This window comes from Leisingera sp. F5, assembly GCF_001593695.1.
Genome location: NZ_LUKH01000012.1, coordinates 1 through 16,482, shown reverse-complemented (window position 1 = coordinate 16,482; position 16,482 = coordinate 1). Strand labels below are relative to the sequence as shown.

Annotated in this window: 14 protein-coding genes and 1 pseudogene; 9 read left to right on the top strand and 6 right to left on the bottom strand. The window is 61.3% G+C overall.

Features of this window, described 5'->3' with window-relative positions; genetic code table 11:
• Positions 1-121 precede the first annotated feature (121 nt).
• The 4 genes from A2I95_RS10265 to A2I95_RS10250 are packed head-to-tail and all read left to right on the top strand — an operon-like array spanning position 122 to position 4,178.
• On the top strand, positions 122-1,327 hold the full coding sequence (locus A2I95_RS10265) for an aromatic ring-hydroxylating dioxygenase subunit alpha (protein ID WP_291729671.1): 1,206 nt from the start codon (positions 122-124) through the stop codon (positions 1,325-1,327).
• A 58-nt stretch (positions 1,328-1,385) separates the two neighbouring features.
• The gene (locus A2I95_RS10260) at positions 1,386-2,243 is read left to right on the top strand and encodes an ABC transporter permease (protein WP_291729670.1); all 858 of its coding nucleotides are present in this window, start codon (positions 1,386-1,388) and stop codon (positions 2,241-2,243) included.
• Positions 2,240-3,073 carry an ABC transporter permease gene (locus A2I95_RS10255; RefSeq protein ID WP_291729669.1) on the top strand — a complete coding sequence of 278 codons (834 nt, stop codon included), beginning with the start codon at positions 2,240-2,242 and terminating at the stop codon, positions 3,071-3,073. Before A2I95_RS10260 ends, A2I95_RS10255 begins: the two co-directional genes overlap by 4 nt.
• Position 3,074: 1 nt before the next feature.
• A complete protein-coding gene (locus tag A2I95_RS10250; RefSeq protein ID WP_291729668.1) occupies positions 3,075-4,178 on the top strand; it encodes an ABC transporter ATP-binding protein in 1,104 nt (367 codons plus the stop codon).
• Positions 4,179-4,279: 101 nt separating this feature from the next.
• On the opposite strand, the gene A2I95_RS10245 is transcribed toward A2I95_RS10250, so the two are convergent.
• Positions 4,280-5,341, bottom strand: coding sequence for an extracellular solute-binding protein (locus tag A2I95_RS10245; RefSeq protein WP_291729667.1), 1,062 nt, complete (start codon positions 5,339-5,341; stop codon positions 4,280-4,282).
• A gap of 168 nt (positions 5,342-5,509) precedes the next feature.
• Between A2I95_RS10245 and A2I95_RS10240 the strand changes: the two genes are divergently transcribed.
• Positions 5,510-7,549, top strand: a complete 2,040-nt coding sequence (locus tag A2I95_RS10240) for an NAD(P)-binding protein (RefSeq protein WP_291729666.1) — start codon at positions 5,510-5,512, stop codon at positions 7,547-7,549.
• Between the two features lie 224 nt (positions 7,550-7,773).
• On the opposite strand, the gene A2I95_RS10235 is transcribed toward A2I95_RS10240, so the two are convergent.
• Genes A2I95_RS10235 through A2I95_RS10220 form a run of 4 tightly spaced genes read right to left on the bottom strand, consistent with a single transcriptional unit; the run spans position 7,774 to position 13,569 of the window.
• Positions 7,774-9,153 carry an aminotransferase gene (locus tag A2I95_RS10235; RefSeq protein ID WP_291729665.1) on the bottom strand — a complete coding sequence of 460 codons (1,380 nt, stop codon included), beginning with the start codon at positions 9,151-9,153 and terminating at the stop codon, positions 7,774-7,776.
• 18 nt (positions 9,154-9,171) lie between these two features.
• On the bottom strand, positions 9,172-10,350 hold the full coding sequence (locus tag A2I95_RS10230; RefSeq protein ID WP_291729664.1) for an aminomethyltransferase family protein: 1,179 nt from the start codon (positions 10,348-10,350) through the stop codon (positions 9,172-9,174).
• The gene (locus A2I95_RS10225; protein WP_291729663.1) at positions 10,350-11,921 is read right to left on the bottom strand and encodes an NAD(P)/FAD-dependent oxidoreductase; all 1,572 of its coding nucleotides are present in this window, start codon (positions 11,919-11,921) and stop codon (positions 10,350-10,352) included. The genes A2I95_RS10230 and A2I95_RS10225 overlap by 1 nt, the downstream gene beginning before the upstream one ends.
• A gap of 10 nt (positions 11,922-11,931) precedes the next feature.
• A complete protein-coding gene (locus A2I95_RS10220) occupies positions 11,932-13,569 on the bottom strand; it encodes an NAD(P)/FAD-dependent oxidoreductase (protein ID WP_291729662.1) in 1,638 nt (545 codons plus the stop codon).
• Between the two features lie 149 nt (positions 13,570-13,718).
• On the opposite strand from A2I95_RS10220, the gene A2I95_RS10215 reads away from it, so the two are divergent.
• The gene (locus tag A2I95_RS10215; RefSeq protein WP_291729661.1) at positions 13,719-14,375 is read left to right on the top strand and encodes a TetR family transcriptional regulator C-terminal domain-containing protein; all 657 of its coding nucleotides are present in this window, start codon (positions 13,719-13,721) and stop codon (positions 14,373-14,375) included.
• 287 nt (positions 14,376-14,662) lie between these two features.
• Here A2I95_RS10215 and A2I95_RS10210 read toward each other — a convergent pair whose 3' ends face one another.
• Complete coding sequence (locus A2I95_RS10210) at positions 14,663-15,208, bottom strand: transposase (protein WP_291729660.1); 546 nt, start codon at positions 15,206-15,208, stop codon at positions 14,663-14,665.
• A 33-nt stretch (positions 15,209-15,241) separates the two neighbouring features.
• Between A2I95_RS10210 and A2I95_RS10205 the strand changes: the two genes are divergently transcribed.
• The 3 genes and pseudogenes from A2I95_RS10205 to A2I95_RS10195 form a co-directional block, all read left to right on the top strand.
• Positions 15,242-15,589 carry a hypothetical protein gene (locus A2I95_RS10205; RefSeq protein ID WP_291729659.1) on the top strand — a complete coding sequence of 116 codons (348 nt, stop codon included), beginning with the start codon at positions 15,242-15,244 and terminating at the stop codon, positions 15,587-15,589.
• Positions 15,586-16,047, top strand: coding sequence for a UvrD-helicase domain-containing protein (locus A2I95_RS10200; RefSeq protein ID WP_291729658.1), 462 nt, complete (start codon positions 15,586-15,588; stop codon positions 16,045-16,047). Before A2I95_RS10205 ends, A2I95_RS10200 begins: the two co-directional genes overlap by 4 nt.
• A 333-nt stretch (positions 16,048-16,380) precedes the next feature.
• Positions 16,381-16,482 (top strand): annotated as a pseudogene (locus A2I95_RS10195) (IS5/IS1182 family transposase); the annotation flags it as partial.

The window sequence follows — 16,482 nt, the reverse complement described above, 5'->3', positions numbered from 1 at the left end:
CTCAAACTTTACGCCGGGAATCTGGTTTGTCCAGACATCAATGCGCTCATCGGTGAATTATTTTATTTGAGCGCTCAAATAAATAATGCTAATGATTCCCGTCAGAGGGAAGGAGACCCGCATGAAGGACGAAGCGCTGATTCAGTCTGATCCCAGGGCCGGACGCACCGGTTTACCCGCCTGGAGCTATACCAATCCGGAGCTGCTGGAGGAGGAAAAGGAGCTTTTGTTCCGCCGCCACTGGCAGCTTGTTTGCCATGTCAATGATGTGCCGGAACCCGGTGATTTCATGGCCGCTGATTTCACCGGTGAGCGGGCCCTGGTGGTCCGGGGAGCGGATGGCCAGGTGCGGGCTTTTCACAATCTTTGCCGCCATCGCGGCAGCCGTGTTGTGGCAGAGGATAAAGGCCACTGCAAGAACGCCATCATTTGCCCGTTCCATGGCTGGGCCTTCAATCTGGACGGCACCCTGCGCGGTGCGGCACGGCCCGAAACCCTGCCGGATCTGGATCCGCAGGAGTGGGGGCTGAAACCGGTCGAGATGGACATCTGGCACGGTTTTGTCTTTGTGCGCTTCAAGCCGGGACCACAGCCCGCGGTGTCCGAAGTGATGGCGCAGTTCGAGGCGGAGCTGGCGCCTTACGGTCTGGCAGACCTTCTGCCGGACGGGAACGGGATCAGCGCCACCGAAATTGCCGCAAACTGGAAATGCGTCCGCGATGTGGACAACGAAGGCTATCATGTGCCGCTGGCGCACCCTGGTTTGCATGACTTGTTTGGCAGCAGTTATGCGGATCAGCCGTTCAGCAATGGCGCCGCGCGATCCTTCGGCGCCTTCCGTCCCGGTAACGGGCGGCTGTGGAGCGTGAAGAATTACAAGAAGCTGCTGCCGCGGACCGAGGCTTTGGACGACGAGCATCAGGCAGCCTGGCTGTATCTTGGGCTGTTCCCCAACCTGGTGTTCGGCATCTACCCGGACTCGGTGATTTTCTACCACGAGTTTCCGGTGGAAAACGGCCGCACCATCCAGCGCGCCGCCTGCTACAAGCGACCGTCCGAAGACCGGCAGCTGCGCGCCGCGCGCTATCTCAGCGGGCGGATCGACCGGATCACCTCGAAGGAGGATGAGCAGCTGATCGAATGGTGCTGGGAGGCGGCCTTCTCCAGCGGCTATGATGGCGTCATCCTGTCGGATCTGGAGCATGGCGTGCGCAGCTACCACGACGAGCTGCGCAAGCTGTTCCCGGTTCTGCAGCATGATGAACCCGGACCAGGGCAATTGAAGGCCTGCAACGCAGAACTGCTTGCGCAGCCGGACAAGACATGAAGGCGGGCGCCGCCCGTGCGGGGGCGGCGCCCTTAAAACCACCCAGGAGGAGCCAGGAATGTTAACTGGAGAGAGGCGCCAGGGCCTCGCATTAATCAGCCCGACATTGCTCTATTCGCTGCTGATGCTGGCGGCACCGCTGGTGATGGTGCTGACGTTCAGTTTCTGGACCCAGAACTATCTGGATCTCGACACCACGCTCACGCTGGACAACTACCGCGAGGCCTGGAGCAAACCGATCTACCGCGCCTTGCTTCTGCGCTCATTGAAAATCTCGCTCATTGTCACGGCAGTGACCGTGGGGCTGGCGTTTCCGATCGCTTATTATCTGTCCTTTCACGTCAAGCAGCGCAAAGCGCTGTGGCTGTTCCTGATCACCGTACCTTTTTGGACCAGCTACCTTCTGCGGGTGTTTCTGTGGAAAGTCATCCTGGGCTACAACGGCGTGCTGAACACCGCCTTCACCGGGTTGGGCATCATCGACGAGCCGCTGACTTTCCTGCTGTACAATGCCAATGCGGTGGTGCTGACCCTGGCCCATGCCTGGGCGCCTTTTGCGATCCTGCCGATTTTCGTGGCGCTGGAGAAAATCGACCGTTCACTGCTGGAAGCCGCTGAGGATCTGGGTGACGGGCCGGTGCGGCGGTTCTTCCGGATCACCCTGCCGCTGGCTATGCCCGGTGTCGTCGCGTCCACTTTGATCGTGCTGATCCCGACTATCGGCGATTTCATCACCCCGAAACTTGTTGGCGGCACTGACGGGCTGATGATCGCCAACATGATCCAGATACAGTTCGGCAAGGCAAACAATGCGCCTCTGGGGGCTGCGCTGGCGATCACTTCGATGCTGATCGTAGCCTGCATCAGCGCAGTGATTTTCCTTCTTGGCAAACGGTTTGGAGGCAAAGTGCAATGAAATCCGCCCTGAAAGGTCTTTCGGCCAGATGGCTGGCCCTCTACGCCGTCGCATACATGGTGTTTCTCTATGCACCGGTGATCCTGCTACCGATGTTTGCCTTCAACGATGCCACCATCATCTCCTTTCCGCTGAGTGGCTTCACCACCCAATGGTTCGACGTGCTGTGGCAGACTGAGGCCCTGCACGGCGCGGTGCGGAACTCGCTGGTAGTCGGCCTCACTTCGGCGGTGCTGAGCACCATCCTCGGCGCCTGCGCGGCGCGGGCGGCGGCGCGTTACCGGTTCCCGGCCAAACGCGGTATCATGAGCTTTATCATGCTGCCGCTGGTGCTGCCGGAAATCATCGTGGCAGTAGCCTTGCTGGTACTGCTGATGCAGCTGGGTATGCCGCTGTCGCTGGCAACCGTGGTTCTGGGACATGTCCTGATCTGCACGCCTTTCGCCATCGCCATCCTCAATTCTGCCTTTCAGGGTCTGGACCAAAGCCTTGAGGAAGCCTCCCACGATCTCGGCGAAAGCCGCTGGGGTACCTTCCGCCGCGTGGTCCTTCCCCTGGTCATGCCGGGTGTGGTGTCCAGCCTGCTGATCACCTTCACCATTTCGCTGGACGAGTTCATCATCGCGTTTTTCCTGACCGGCACCGAGGTTACTCTGCCTGTCTACATCTGGAGCCAGCTGCGCTTCCCTGCCAAACTGCCATCGGTGATGGCGCTGGGGACTATCCTGCTGGTTCTGTCCGTCCTGCTCCTGATCCTTGCCGAGTGGTTCCGCCGCCGCGCCGCCAGGAAACAGGGTCTCGAAGCTTCAGCCACCGGAGGATTTGCCTGACATGGATACCGCATCCCCTAAGCCCATCATCGACCTTGCCGGCGTCACCAAGAATTTTGGAACCTTTCAGGCGTTGAAAGGCATCGAAGCAACCATCAACGAGGGCGAATTCTTTTCGCTGCTGGGCCCCTCGGGCTGCGGCAAGACAACCCTGCTGCGGATGATCGCCGGGTTCGAGGCGCCGACCGATGGCACCATCGTGATCGCTGGCCAGGACATGGCAGGCGTCCCCGCCAACCGGCGGCCCACAAATATGGTGTTTCAATCCTACGCGATCTTTCCCCATCTCAGTGTGGCAGAGAACGTCGGCTACGGGTTGAAAACCCGCAAGATGCCCAAGGCCGAAATCGCCCGCGAAGTGGAGCAAGCGCTGCAAATGGTGGATCTGGGCGGCTTGGGCGCCCGCGCCGCGCATGAGCTGTCGGGCGGCCAGCGCCAGCGGGTTGCGCTGGCCCGGGCGCTGGTGATGAAGCCGAAGGTGGTGCTGCTGGACGAGCCGCTGTCAGCGCTCGACAAGAAGCTGCGCGACCAGATGCAGGTGGAGCTGCGGCAGCTGCAGCAGAAGCTTGGCATCACCTTCATCCTGGTGACCCACGATCAGGAGGAAGCGCTGACCATGTCCGACCGGATCGCGGTGATGTTCGACGGCCGGATCGCACAGCTCGCTTCCCCTGAGGAACTGTACCGCCGTCCGGTGGACAAGCGCGTGGCGTCCTTCATCGGGGTGATGAATTTCCTCGACGCCCGCGCCACCGGTGGCATGAACGGCCATCTGGCGCTCGACATCCCGGCACTTGGCAGTATCGAGCTGCCGACGGCTCAGATCCCTGAAGGGCTGGACTTGCGGAACCTGGATTCGATTGGCATCCGGCCTGAAATGCTGACTATACTCTTTGACGGCAGCGAGCAGACTGAACACGTTGCAAAAGGCGAGGTAACCAGCACTGCCTATTACGGCGACATGACCTATTACAGCGTGCGTCTGCCCGGCCACCCCGAAGATGTGACCATCTCGATGCGCAACACCGCAGGCCGGTCCATCGCGCCGCCTGGCAGCGAGGTTCCGGTGGGCTGGGGCGCGGACTCCATCGTGCTGTTCCAATAAGGGGAGGCCGCCGCCCCTGCCCGGCCAAAGCCGCTGCGGCCAACAAGAAAACGCCCCGCCGATTGGCGGGGCGTTCTGATTCTGGAAAGCGATGCCGGAGATCAGAACCCGGCTTTGATCAGTTCGAATTCGGCGATCATCTTCTCGCGCAGCGCCGAAGGCACCGGGGCCTGCCACAGGGTTTTGGCGCGCAGCGCGTCGCTGCTTTCAAGCCCGACCGCCGCCAGATCTTCGGTGTTCATATCCGCCATCGCCTTGGCATTGCCGTGGCCATAACCCCAGGCGGACACCAGGTGGTTTGCAGTCTGCGGCTCCAGCCAGGCGTTGATGAAATCGTAGAACTTGTCCTCGGACCCCGGCGCATTGGCGAGCTTTGCATAGCCGCAAACCCAGCTGGACGCGCCTTCTGCCGTGTCGCGCTTGATTGCGATCGGGTGGCCTTCGTAGTTCATCGTCGAATAGGTCTCGTTCCAGGCCCAGGCCAGGTAGACTTCGCCGCTTTGCATCAGCTGCGCCAGCGACGCGCCATCGGACCAGTAGGTGCGCACGTTCTGGTGTGCGGTGCGCAAGAAATCAGACGCGGCCTGGAATTGGGCATCCGTGGCATTTGTCCAATCAGTGACACCTGTGGCCAAAAAACCCAGCGCATAGGCGTCGTCCACATTGTCCCCGATCGAGATCCGCCCCTGGTGCTTGGGGTCCGCAAAAGCCTGCAGGGACGCAACGTCTGCGTCGTTCAGATGCGCTGTGTGATAAGTGATCGCGGTGTTGCCCCAGTCCGCCGGGATAAAGTAGCTCTGCCCGTCTTTGGTATAGGCCTTGATGTCGCGGAAGCTTGGTTCAAGCTCGTCCCAGCGGTCGATCCGCGAGGTGTCGAGCGGTGCGAGCAATCCGGCCTCGATCCATTTCGGTACCGATTGCGAGCAGGGATGCGCAACATCGGCGCGAAACCCTGAACGCAGTTTCTGGAAAGCCTCTTCTTCGTCGCCGAAGAACGCAAAGGTCGGGCTGTCGCCGTGCTCCTCAATGTAGGCGGAGAAGAATCCTGGATCCTCGTAACCTGCCCAGTCGAAAACGGTCAGCTCCGCGTCTGCGGCCAGGCCCGCGCCTGCCTGTAGCGAAAGAACCGTGCCTAGCGCAGTGGCTGTTTTCAAAAATTTCATGAAAGTCTCCCTGTTGCCGCGACCCTGTTTTCCCGTCTTTTGCCCTCTCAGGCACGGGCTTGGCCGTGATAAGGAAAAGGTTAGGAGGGAAATCGGCTTGACACAAGATTTATTTGAGCGCTCAATTAAATTGTGAACTGAAACATGCCTGCCGAAAGGTAAACCCCGATGCGCGATCCCCGCCATGACATCCTGTTCCAGCCGCTGAAGATCGGGCCTGTGGAGACGAAGAACCGGTTTTACCAGGTGCCGCATTGCGCCGGCATGGGCTGGCGCCGCCCGCGCACCGTGGCGGCGATGCGGGGGATGAAGGCAGAAGGCGGCTGGGGGGTGGTGAACACCGAGTTCTGCTCGATCCACCCGACGTCGGACAATGACTATTACCCCTATGCAGCACTTTGGGATGACGATGACATCCGCGCCAACCGGCTGATGACCGAAGCGGTGCATGAACATGGCGCACTGGCCGGGGTGGAGCTGTGGATCGGCGGCGGCATGGTGACCAATTTCGGCACCCGGCTTGCGCCCCTGGGAATGCGGAACCGCCCGCAGACGGATTCCACCGTTCTGCACCCAGGACAGGCGCGCAAGATCGACCGCGAGGATATCCGGAACATCCGCAAATGGCACCGCGATGCCGCGCTGCGGGCAGTCGCGGCCGGGTTTGATATCGTCTACGTGTATGCCACCCACGGCTACCTGCTGTCGGAATTCCTCGACCCGGTGAACAACACCCGCAGCGATGAATACGGCGGCAGCCTGGAGAACCGGGTGCGGTTGGTGCGCGAGCTGATCGAGGAAACCAAGGAGGCAGTTGGCCACAAATGCGCTGTCGCTACACGCTTCAGCGTCGGGTTGGGGGATGCCGAGAGCTATGATGCCTTTGCCATGCTGGCGGACCTGCCGGACCTGTGGGATCTCGTGGTCCCCGATTACGGCGTGGAGATGGGGGCCAGCCGGTTTGTCAAAGAAGCCTCCTTCACTGACAGTATCGCGCAGGCGAAAGCGCTGGCTTCGAAACCTGTCGTGGCGGTCGGGCGGTACACCTCCCCCGACACCATGGCGCAGGTGATCCGCCATGGCGGGCAGGATCTGATCGGCGCGGCCCGGCCATCGATTGCCGACCCGTTTCTGCCCAAGAAGATCGAAGAGGGGCGCAGCGAGGACATCCGCGAGTGCATCGGCTGCAACATCTGCTACGCGCATGACTCGCTGGGGGTGCCGCTTCGCTGCACCCAGAACCCGACCATGGGCGAGGAGTGGCGCCAAGGCTGGCATCCGGAAAAAGCCGGGCGCAGCGACACGCCCGAGAAGGTGCTGGTTGTGGGGGCCGGCCCTGCCGGGCTGGAGGCCGCCCGGGTCCTGGGCGAGCGCGGCCATTCGGTGATGCTGGCCGAAGCAAGCCGGTCCCTGGGCGGCCGGGTCACCCGTGAATCCCGCCTGCCGGGGATGAGCGAATGGGCCCGCGTGCGTGACTGGCGGGTCGGGCAGATCGAAAAGCTGGCCAATGTGGAGGTCTATCCGGAAAGCCCGCTGGATGCCTCCGATGTGTTTGACCTTGGCGTCTCTCACGTCATTGCCGCCACCGGGGCAGTCTGGGCCACGGACACCATCGGGCGCCATTCCGACACCGGGCTGGAAGAAGAAGCGCCCGGCATGATCGTCTCAGCAGAAACGGTGCTGAACGGCGAAGCGCTCAACGCGGATCACGTGGTGATTTATGACGACGATCACTACTATCTTGGTTCGGTCCTGGCACTGCAGCTGCGCAAAGACGGGCACCGGGTCACTCTGGTAACACCCGCTGGCCGCCCTTGCGATTGGGGCCAGTGGACGACGGAGGTCTACCAGTCCAACGCCGCCCTGGTCGAGGCGGGTGTCACGGTTGTGCCCAACCGGATGCTGATTGCTGTACAGAAGGGCGAGGCGGTGCTGTCCTGCATGTTCTCAGACGCCCGCAGCACGCTCGCCTGCGATGCGATCATTCCCCTCACCCGCCGCCTGCCGGTGCTGGGGCTTTATGACGGGCTGAAGGCATTGGGAGACGGTCTGCAGGACGCTGGAATCAAATCCGTGACCCGCATCGGCGACGCCGAAGCCCCGCACATTATCGCCGCCGCCGTCCAAAGCGGCTACCGCGCGGCGATGGATCTGGGGCAGGAGGTCGATCTGGCCAAGAAGTACGGCCGGCGCGAGCATACAGTGTAAGAAAACATCCGCGACTTGCATTCCCACGGGAATGCAGGTCGTCTATTTTCCGGGAGAAAGAGGGAGGCGCAATGCTTCCTGTACAGGCACAAAAGCTCTCAGGTGCCCGGCGGGCATGCCGGTAATACAGGTTCAAGAACAAAAAAAAGCGGGCGCCGGGGACCACCGTTTGCGCCCGCCAGTTTGGGGAAGGGTGACGGGAGCCGGTGCCACCCCCTCCAGCTTCACGCTGCCAGCTGCGCTTCCACCTGCTGGATGGCACGTTCCAGGATGTCGAACATTTCGTCGATCTGTTCCAAAGTGATGATCAGCGGCGGCGAGAACACCGCCATGTTGATCAGCGGGCGGACGATCAGGCCCATCTCCTCGCAGGCGGCATCAATCATCGACCCCAGCTTACGCTCGGCCTCCAGATCCCCGGCCTGGCATTCGATACAGCCCAACAGCCCCTCGCCGCGGGCATCGCCGACGATCTCGAACTTCATCAGATCGCGCAGGCGGGCCTGGAAATGCGGGGTGACGGCACGGACATGCTCCAGAATGCCTTCGCGCTCGATGATCTCGATGTTTTTCAGCGCCGCAACGCAGGACACCGGATGACCCGAATAGGTGTATCCATTGGTGTAGGAGGACGGCGCGCCCAGATGGCTCATCTGCTCCATCACCCGGTCGGAGATGATGCAGGCGCCAAGCGGCAGATAGCCGGAGGTCAGCCCCTTCGCGCAGGTGATCATGTCGGGCTGGATGCCAAAGACCTCTTCGGAGGCGAACCAATGGCCCAGGCGGCCAAAGCCCGTCACAACCTCGTCAGAGATATAGAGGATGTCATTGGCACGGCACAGCTCCCACGTCCGTTTGTGGTAGCCGGGCGCGGGCACGATGACGCCGCCGGAGGACAGGATCGGCTCAGCAATAAAGGCACCGATGCAGTCCGCGCCGATCTCTGCAATGGCCGTCTCAAGGTCCGCAACCTTGGCATTGCACCAATCCTCGACGCTCATGCCTGCAGGGCGGCGGTAGGGGTTCACATCAGGCAGGAAATGCACCAGCTGGGTTTCAAAATCGAAATGGCTCTGGTCACGCTCCTTGCCGGTCACCGAATGGGCCAGATAGGTGGAGCCGTGATAGCCCTTTTCGCGGGCGATGATCTTTTTCTTCTGCGGCAGCCCGCGGCGGTTGTTCATGTACTGCATGGTGCGCAGCGCGGTATCCACCGCGGTGGAGCCGCCGGTGGTGAAAAAGACGTTATTCAGATCCCCAGGGGCCATCTCGGCGATTTTCCTGGCCAGCACCGCCGAAGGCTCGGTGGTGTTGGTGAAGGGCGACGTATAGGGCAGCTTCATCACCTGTGCGGCAATGGCATCGGCCATGTCCTGGCGGCCATAGCCGATCTGGGTGCACCACATGCCGCCCGGCCCGTCGATATAGCGCTTGCCGGAGGCATCCCACAGATGGATGCCGTCTGCGGTCTCCATCAGCATGTTGTCATAGCCGCGCCAGTCGTCCATTGCCATCCAGGGGTGCAGCTGATGGGTGCGGTCCCATTCGTGCAGGGTGTCCGCGCTGGGTTCGTTTGCGAATGTATTCGGAGTCATCTTGGTCATGGGGGTACCTGATACGGGTTAGAACGGCCGCGGCGGGGTTGCCCGCGCGCGGCTGTTGATGAAAAAGGGCTTGTGTTCGATGGTGACCGGCACCAGGCGCCTGTCCCACTGCCCCTCTTCGTTGACGTAAACTTCGGCCCAGAGGTCATCAGTGATGCCCTCGCCAAAGGGTGCCTTGAACTCAGCCAGCGCGATGTTGCGCTTGGTGGTGGGAGACCAGACGCCAGAGGTCACATGGCCCACCTCTTTCTTCTTCTTGTGGTAGATCAGCGCGCCGTCAGCAGGTTTGAAACCGCCAATGTCGATTTTGCACAGGTGGTAGCGCAGGCCGTTTTCCTGCTGCTTCAGCAGGGCGCGGCGGCCGTTGAAATGGCCCTTGGTGAAATCCACCATCTTGCTGAAGCCCAGCTCCAGCGGGCTGCGGCCACGGCCCAGGCGCATCGCCATATGCACAGGCTGGAAGTCAAAGCCTGCGGCAATGAACCCGGCTTCGATCCGGCAGATGTTGAGCGCCTCGAACCCGATTGCCCGCAGGCCCCAATGGCCGCCTGCGGACCACAGCCGGTCCCACAGCTCCAGCGCCTTATCGTTAGGCACCCAGAGCTCATAGCCGAGATCGCCGGTGAACCCGGTGCGGGAAATCCACAGATCCGGCTCGATCTCGCACCAATCGAAGGGTTTCATTTCCGCGACGGCGCTGAGGCCCGCGCCCTGCAGCAGCGAGAACGAAGTTGGCCCCTGCAGCGACAGCGCGGCGATCTCCTGGCTTTCGTCGGTGATCGTTGCGTCAAAACCCCAGGCCGTGTCCAGCAGCCACGTGTACATCGGCTCCTGGCAGCACAGGCGGAAATCCGTCTCGGAGAAGCGGAACAGGGTGCCGTCGTCGATCACCATCCCCTCCTCGTCGCACCACAGGACATAGCCGACCCGCCCGTCGCGCAGCTTGGCGGCATTGCGGGTGACCAGCCGGTTCACCACTTTCAAGGCGTCCCGCCCGGTGATGCGGTATTTGTGCATCGGAGAGATGTCGAACAGGGTGCACTGGTTGCGGATGGCGAAGTATTCGAACTCCACCGTGTCCAGCATCGCAGGCGAGACATAGCCCGCCCAATTGGTCCAGCTCTTGGCCGTGCTGAGCGCCTCAAGCCGCGGCTGGAACGGAGTTTCGATCAGGCCGATGGGTACATGTTTGGTCATCAGATCACCCCGTCTTTCAATAGCTGCAAGGCGCTGTTGCGGCCGGCCAGCCCGGTCACATCTCCGCCCGGGTGGGCACCTGCGCCGCAGAGGTAATAGCCCGCCGGCCCGAAGCGGTAATGCGCCATGCCATTGGCAGGCCGGACCGTGAGGATCTGGTCGATGCCCATCTCGGCATGGTGCCAATGCCCCCCCGGCGCGCCCATGCGTTCCTCGATACAGGCGGGGCTGAGCACTTGGCAGTCCGAGACCAGCGCGCCGATGCCGGGGGCGTATTTTTCCAGCGTGGCAATTGTGACGGCTGCCAGATTTTCCCGGGCAGCCTCGTCCCAGCCGCCCTCCAGCCCGTAGGGAACGGAGCTGACCACAGCAGACAGCACATGCTGCCCGTCATTGGCCAGCGCCGGGTCGGTCAGGCTGGGAAGGACAGCCTCGATCACCGGGTTTTCCGGTATTTCCCCGTATTTCGCCGGGTTGAATGCGCGCTCCACATAGATGGCGCTGGGGGCGATCAGCAGCCGCCCTGCGGTGAGTTCCGGGCTGAGATCCCTGAACTTTGGCGCGCCGCTCAGAACCAGGTTGACCTTGGCCGCGGTGCCCTTGCAGCGCTGGTTGCGCATCCGCCGCACCGCTTCCACGTCGTAATGCTCCGCCCCCGCCAGCATCATCGCTGGCATCGGTCCGGTGTTGCTCAGAACCGCCCGGGCGGAGATTTCAGTGCCGTCCTCCAGTACCACGCCTGCCGCGCAGTCGTTTTCGGCCAGCACCCGGGCCACACCGGTGCCGGTGCGGATTTCGGCCCCGGCAGCACGGGCTGCGGTTTCAAACGCCGCTGTAACCGCGCCCATGCCGCCCATCGGCAGCTGCGCTCCGCCGCCCTGCCCCAGCCGGTACATCAGCGAGAAAACCGTCCCGGGCGAGCGTGGTCCGGCAAAGGCGCCGCGCACCGCGTCTGCCGCCAGCGCACCGGCCAGCGGCCCGTCCTCAAGATCGTCAAGAAGCAGGTCATAAGCGTTGGACAGCAGGACGCGGAGAAACTCACGCATGTCCTTCTTGCCCATCCGCTTCAGGTCCAGCCCCAGCTTGGCCAGCCCGGCAAGTTCCGTGAGTGTATTGAGGCTGGCCAGGCCGCCCTCAAGCGAGGGTGGGGATTTTGTGGAAAGCTGGCCGAGCAAATCCGCAAACAGCGTCAGGCGGCGCATCAGCTCCGCAAAAAGCGTGGCTTCCGGGTGGGGCCGCCCATCGGCCAGTTCTGCCTTGCCGCCGCGGATCACGGCATGGTTCCCATCCTGGGACAGTGAAACAGCGGGAAGCTCGCGCACGTCCAGAGGCGCGCGCGCGGTCCCCAGGCCCAGCTCCTTCTTCACCTTGGGATGCAGGTTGTAGAGCAGATGCGCAATTTCGGGCGCCTGCACCCCGCCTGCCAGCGTGGTATTGCGGGCCATGCCGCCGGCGGTTGCGTTCTTTTCGATCACGCAGACGGATTTGCCCTTGCGGGCCAGCGTTGCAGCCGCGGCCAGCCCGTTGTGGCCGGCACCAATGACAATTGCGTCGTAGTTTGGTGTATTCATTGTTTGCTCCTCACGCCGCGTAACCGGTCACTGCGCGGCCCTTGCCGATGTTGCGCAGGATTTCCTTGGCGGCATTGGCGCCCGGCGCCGCCATCACACCGCCGCCCGGATGGGCTGAGGAGCCGACGATATACATGCCATCGATTGGCGTGTCGTATTGCGCGTACCCCGGCACCGGGCGGTTGAAGAGCAGCTGGTCGAAGGTCAGCTCGCCCTGGAAGATGTTGCCTTCGGTCAGACCGACCTCCTGCTCAATATCCCAAGGGGTGCGGATCTCCGCGTGCAGGGTCTTGCTGCGGATGTCGGGGCAGGCCTGTTCCAGCTTGTCAAAGACGCAATCGGCAAAGGCACCGCGGGTTTGGCCGTTCCAGTTGGAGCCGGCGCGCACGCCGCCTACTTCCAGGTCATAAGGGGCATACTGCACGAAAACGGTCATCATGTGCTTGCCCGGCGGCGCCATCGTCGGGTCGATCTGGCTGGGGATCAGCATGTCGAAATAGGGGTTTTGCGACCAGCGCCCCTCCTTCCAGTCGTCATAGGCGCGCTCCAGCTCGTTCAAGCTTTCGGCGCAGTGCAGATCGCCGCGCAGGAAGGGGGCGCCCTTGGGGGCGGCCGGGAACTCGGGCAGCGCATCCAGCGCGATGTTCAGTTTGCCCGAGGAGCCGCGGATCTTGAACCGCTTGACTGCCTTCACGAAATCGCCGGGCAGATGCTGCTGGCCGGTATGCTCCAGAAAGGTGCGTTTCACATCCATGTTGGAGGCCACGATTGGCGCGTGGTATTCATCACCGTTGTCCAGCGCCACACCGGTGACCTTGCCGTTGCTCACCAGAAAACGATCAACTCCCGAGCCGGTGACGATGGTGCCGCCTGCCTCCTCGAAACAGGCACCCAGCGCATTGGAGATCGCCCCCATGCCGCCGCGGGCAAAGCCCCAGGCCCCGATCGCGCCATCTACATCACCCATGTAGTGGTGCAGCAGCACATAGGCCGTGCCGGGTGAATAGACGCCCAGCCCGGTGCCGATGATCCCTGCCCCGGCGATATGCGCCTTGATCAGATCGTTTTCGAAATGCTCATCCAGGAAGTCGCCGATCGACATTGACCAGAAACGCAGCGTCTCGCCCAGCTCCTTCTTGCCCAGCCCGTGCGCCTGTTTGATCAGGAACAACAGCTCGCCGATGTCCCGCGGTTTCAGCGAAGTCGGATCCGGCGCGTTGCGCAGCAGGAACGGCCGGATGAAGCGGCACTGGCGGATCACAGTCTGGCTGAAGCGGTCATAGGCATCCGCATCATGCGCGCTGTGGCGGGAGATTTCCCGGCGCAGCGCGTCATGGTCCGACATATAGGCAAAATAATCACCGTCGCGGCTGAAACTTGCACCGCCCTCATAGGGGATCACCTGCAGCCCGTATTTCGGCAGTTCCAGGTCGCGCACAATCTCGCGGCGCAACAGCGAGCAGACATAAGAGCAGTTGGAATAGGTCCAGCCCTCGTGCAGTGACCGGCTCACCGCTGCGCCGCCGATCCAATCGTTCTTTTCCACCACCAGAACCTTCAGCCCGGCCTTGGCCAGGTAGCAGGCCGCGGTCAGCCCGTTGTGGCCGGCCCCCGCCACGATGGCGTCATATCTGTCGTGCTGCCCCATGAATCTCTCCTGATCCGGCTGTCGTTCACCGGAGCCTAGTGGAGAAGATTTTCGCGGTAAAGTTTTTTTGAGCGCTCAAATAAAAATAATCGAGCTGACAGATGCAGAGAATTGTGGAACAAGGAACAAAATTGAAATCTGGATTTCTCATGGTGGCATCGCAGGGCAGCGGCAGGAAGCCGCGCAAGGAACGCAAGGAAAACGCCGATATGCGGCGGCGGCAGATTCTCGATGCGACTCTGAAGTCGGTTGTAGCCAACGGGCTTGCCAAAACGACGCTGGCGACGGTGGCCAATGAGGCCGGGCTGTCCCAAGGTGTTGCCGTCTTCTACTTCAAGTCCAAGACCGGCATTCTGACCGAAGCGTTGCGGGATCAGTACCAGACCTACGAGGCCCACTGGCAGGCTGCGCTGGACAAGGCCGATGCTGCACCCGCGACCCGGCTGCGCACGATCATCGAGGCGGATTTCAGCCCGAAGATCTGCAACCCCAGCGCGCTTGCCATCTGGTTTGCCTTCTTCGGGGAGCAGAATTTTGTCCCGCAGTATGCCAAGATCACTGGCGAGTTTGAAGATAAGAGATCTAAAATCCTTAGCGAGATCTGCCTGCAGCTGGCGCCGGAAGATCCTGAAAAGGCGCGCCTGACTGGCGGCTGGATTGATACGCTGACCGATGGTTACTGGCAGAAACTGCACTTGTTTCCGCACATTTACACGCGTGAGGCGGCACTTGAGCAGACTCTGACATTCCTGCAAACGCTGTTCCCAAATTATACGGAGGCTTTCCAGGCAAAGACTGGCAATTAAGCCAGTTAGCAGCCTAACAGGAGTTCTCCGCGTCAAAGAATTTCCGCTTGAACCTCCATGGGCGTCGATCAGTTAGCTGCGTTGAACTGCTCAGGTAGCCTTCTCCTAAGGAGCAACTGTCCGGGCGCTGGTTCTGAATGTCGGCTTTTGTCCTGCCTCAAGGACTCGCAAGAGACTGCAGCGAACGACTGCTTCGCGCTGATTCCGTTGAAAAAGCCTTTGGTTTCGGCGCGTCTGTCTAAACTATCGCTTTGATTTCTTTTGGATGCACTGGCCTTATCCTGCTTTCATCTTGCGGCGGGCAGCATAGGCTTGAGCTTGGCCAGTTTTCTGAGGTTCCGGGCGGTAGCTGCGAGGGTAAATTCGTCCTGAACGCCACACGGGCCACGTAATCGGAGGCGCCCCAGCCCGAGGATGCGTTTTAGGTGGGCGAAGAGCCTCTCGGCTTTCTTGCGCCGCCTCTGAGCCGTTGGATTGAACTCAGAAGCCGTGCATTGGCGCGCGAAGTCGCGGACGATCTCGTATTTCTCGCGATGGATGGCGCGGGTTTCCGATTTCGGGCAGCATTTGGCCTTCAACGCACATCCCGTGCAATCGGACTTCAATGCTCGGTACTTGCGGGCACGCCAACTTGGCGCATTTCGCTTTGGATCGGAATAGGTCCGCCAGGTGTGCCGCATCTCTTTGCCGCCCGGACAGATGTAGCGGTCGTCCTCATCATCCCATGTGAAGCCGGATCGTGAGAAGGTTCCATCCCTGACTTCCTCAGTTACGTCGCTCCTTGAATGGGCTCCGAATTTTCGATCATAACCGTCATTGTTGCATTGCGCCACGAACGACAGGTTCCAGCTTCCGGTTACCGCGCTATGCTCGAACGCCCTACGGAAGACACCGCACTGACCCGGCTTGTGGCTGATGGCGCGCAGGTTGTTACCGCCTACCATATGCTGCGCGACGGGACCGTCCTGTCAGACGCAGATGGCGGCAACTTACCACGGGTTGAAGCTGTGGGTGATGATGCTTCGATAAACGCGATGGGACACCTTGCAGAAGCCCTGGCCGAAGTCGGTGCCGGCACGATCCGTCTGAATCATTCGAGCGACCCAAAGACCTTCGACAAGGAACGCGGAATCAAAAAGCTCTATGCTCTGGACAACCCGCTGGTGGCGACGTTCGGCCTACCCAACGCCGCCACTGAGGAGGACGCCCAATGACACAGCTGTCCCTCGTTCCCGCCGGAGCCGGTGCAGGCAAGACCCATCACATCCAGGAAACGCTTGGAGCTTGGGTCGAAAGCGGCGAGGTCGCGCCGGGGCGGATCCGTGCCGTGACCTTCGCTGAAGCAGCTGCCGCCGAAATGCGAGACCGAGTACGAAACGAGTTGATGGGGCGAGGTCGGCTGCACGATGCGATGGAAATCGACCGCGCCTATATGGGTACGATCCACGCACTGGGGCAAAGGCTACTCACGGAGCATGCCTTCGCCGCTGGGCGCTTCCCGGAAAGCCGCTTATTGACCGAGCCGGAACGCGATCTTCTAATCCGCTTGGAAATGCACCGATGCGAGGCGCTGGAACCGTTGATGGAAGACCTCGGACGGTTCGGCTACTTGCCCTCTGAGACAACCTATCGCCCTGGCCAACAGACACGAACGCACCATTCAACACGTTGATCTCATGGAAGCCGCACTGTTCCGGACAACCCACCTGTCAGGCGTCAACAGCATCACTTCCGTCGAGGAGCAATGGGCTTGCCCCCCCCCAGCTCTGGAGAGTTCCAAACCAGACAAGAATTTCTTCGAACTCGGTTTTGGACGGCACTCCTACCGCACCATATCCCTTAGGACAGAGTCGAACCTCGGGCATCGTGCTTCAGAGGCTAAAAGCAAGAAAATCGGGCGTCTCCGCCCGATAGACGTCTTATGCTTGCAAAATGGCTATTCTAGGTCGTGTTGACAAAAGGGATTCACATGGGGCTGCAGGCATGATTCAATCTGGTATCTGCGATGGAGACCAGCTTGGCACGAGACTTGATGTCGGACGAGGAATGGGCGTTTTTTGAACGGTTCATCCTGACAGCCCGCGCCCCGAACGGACGCAAACCCACC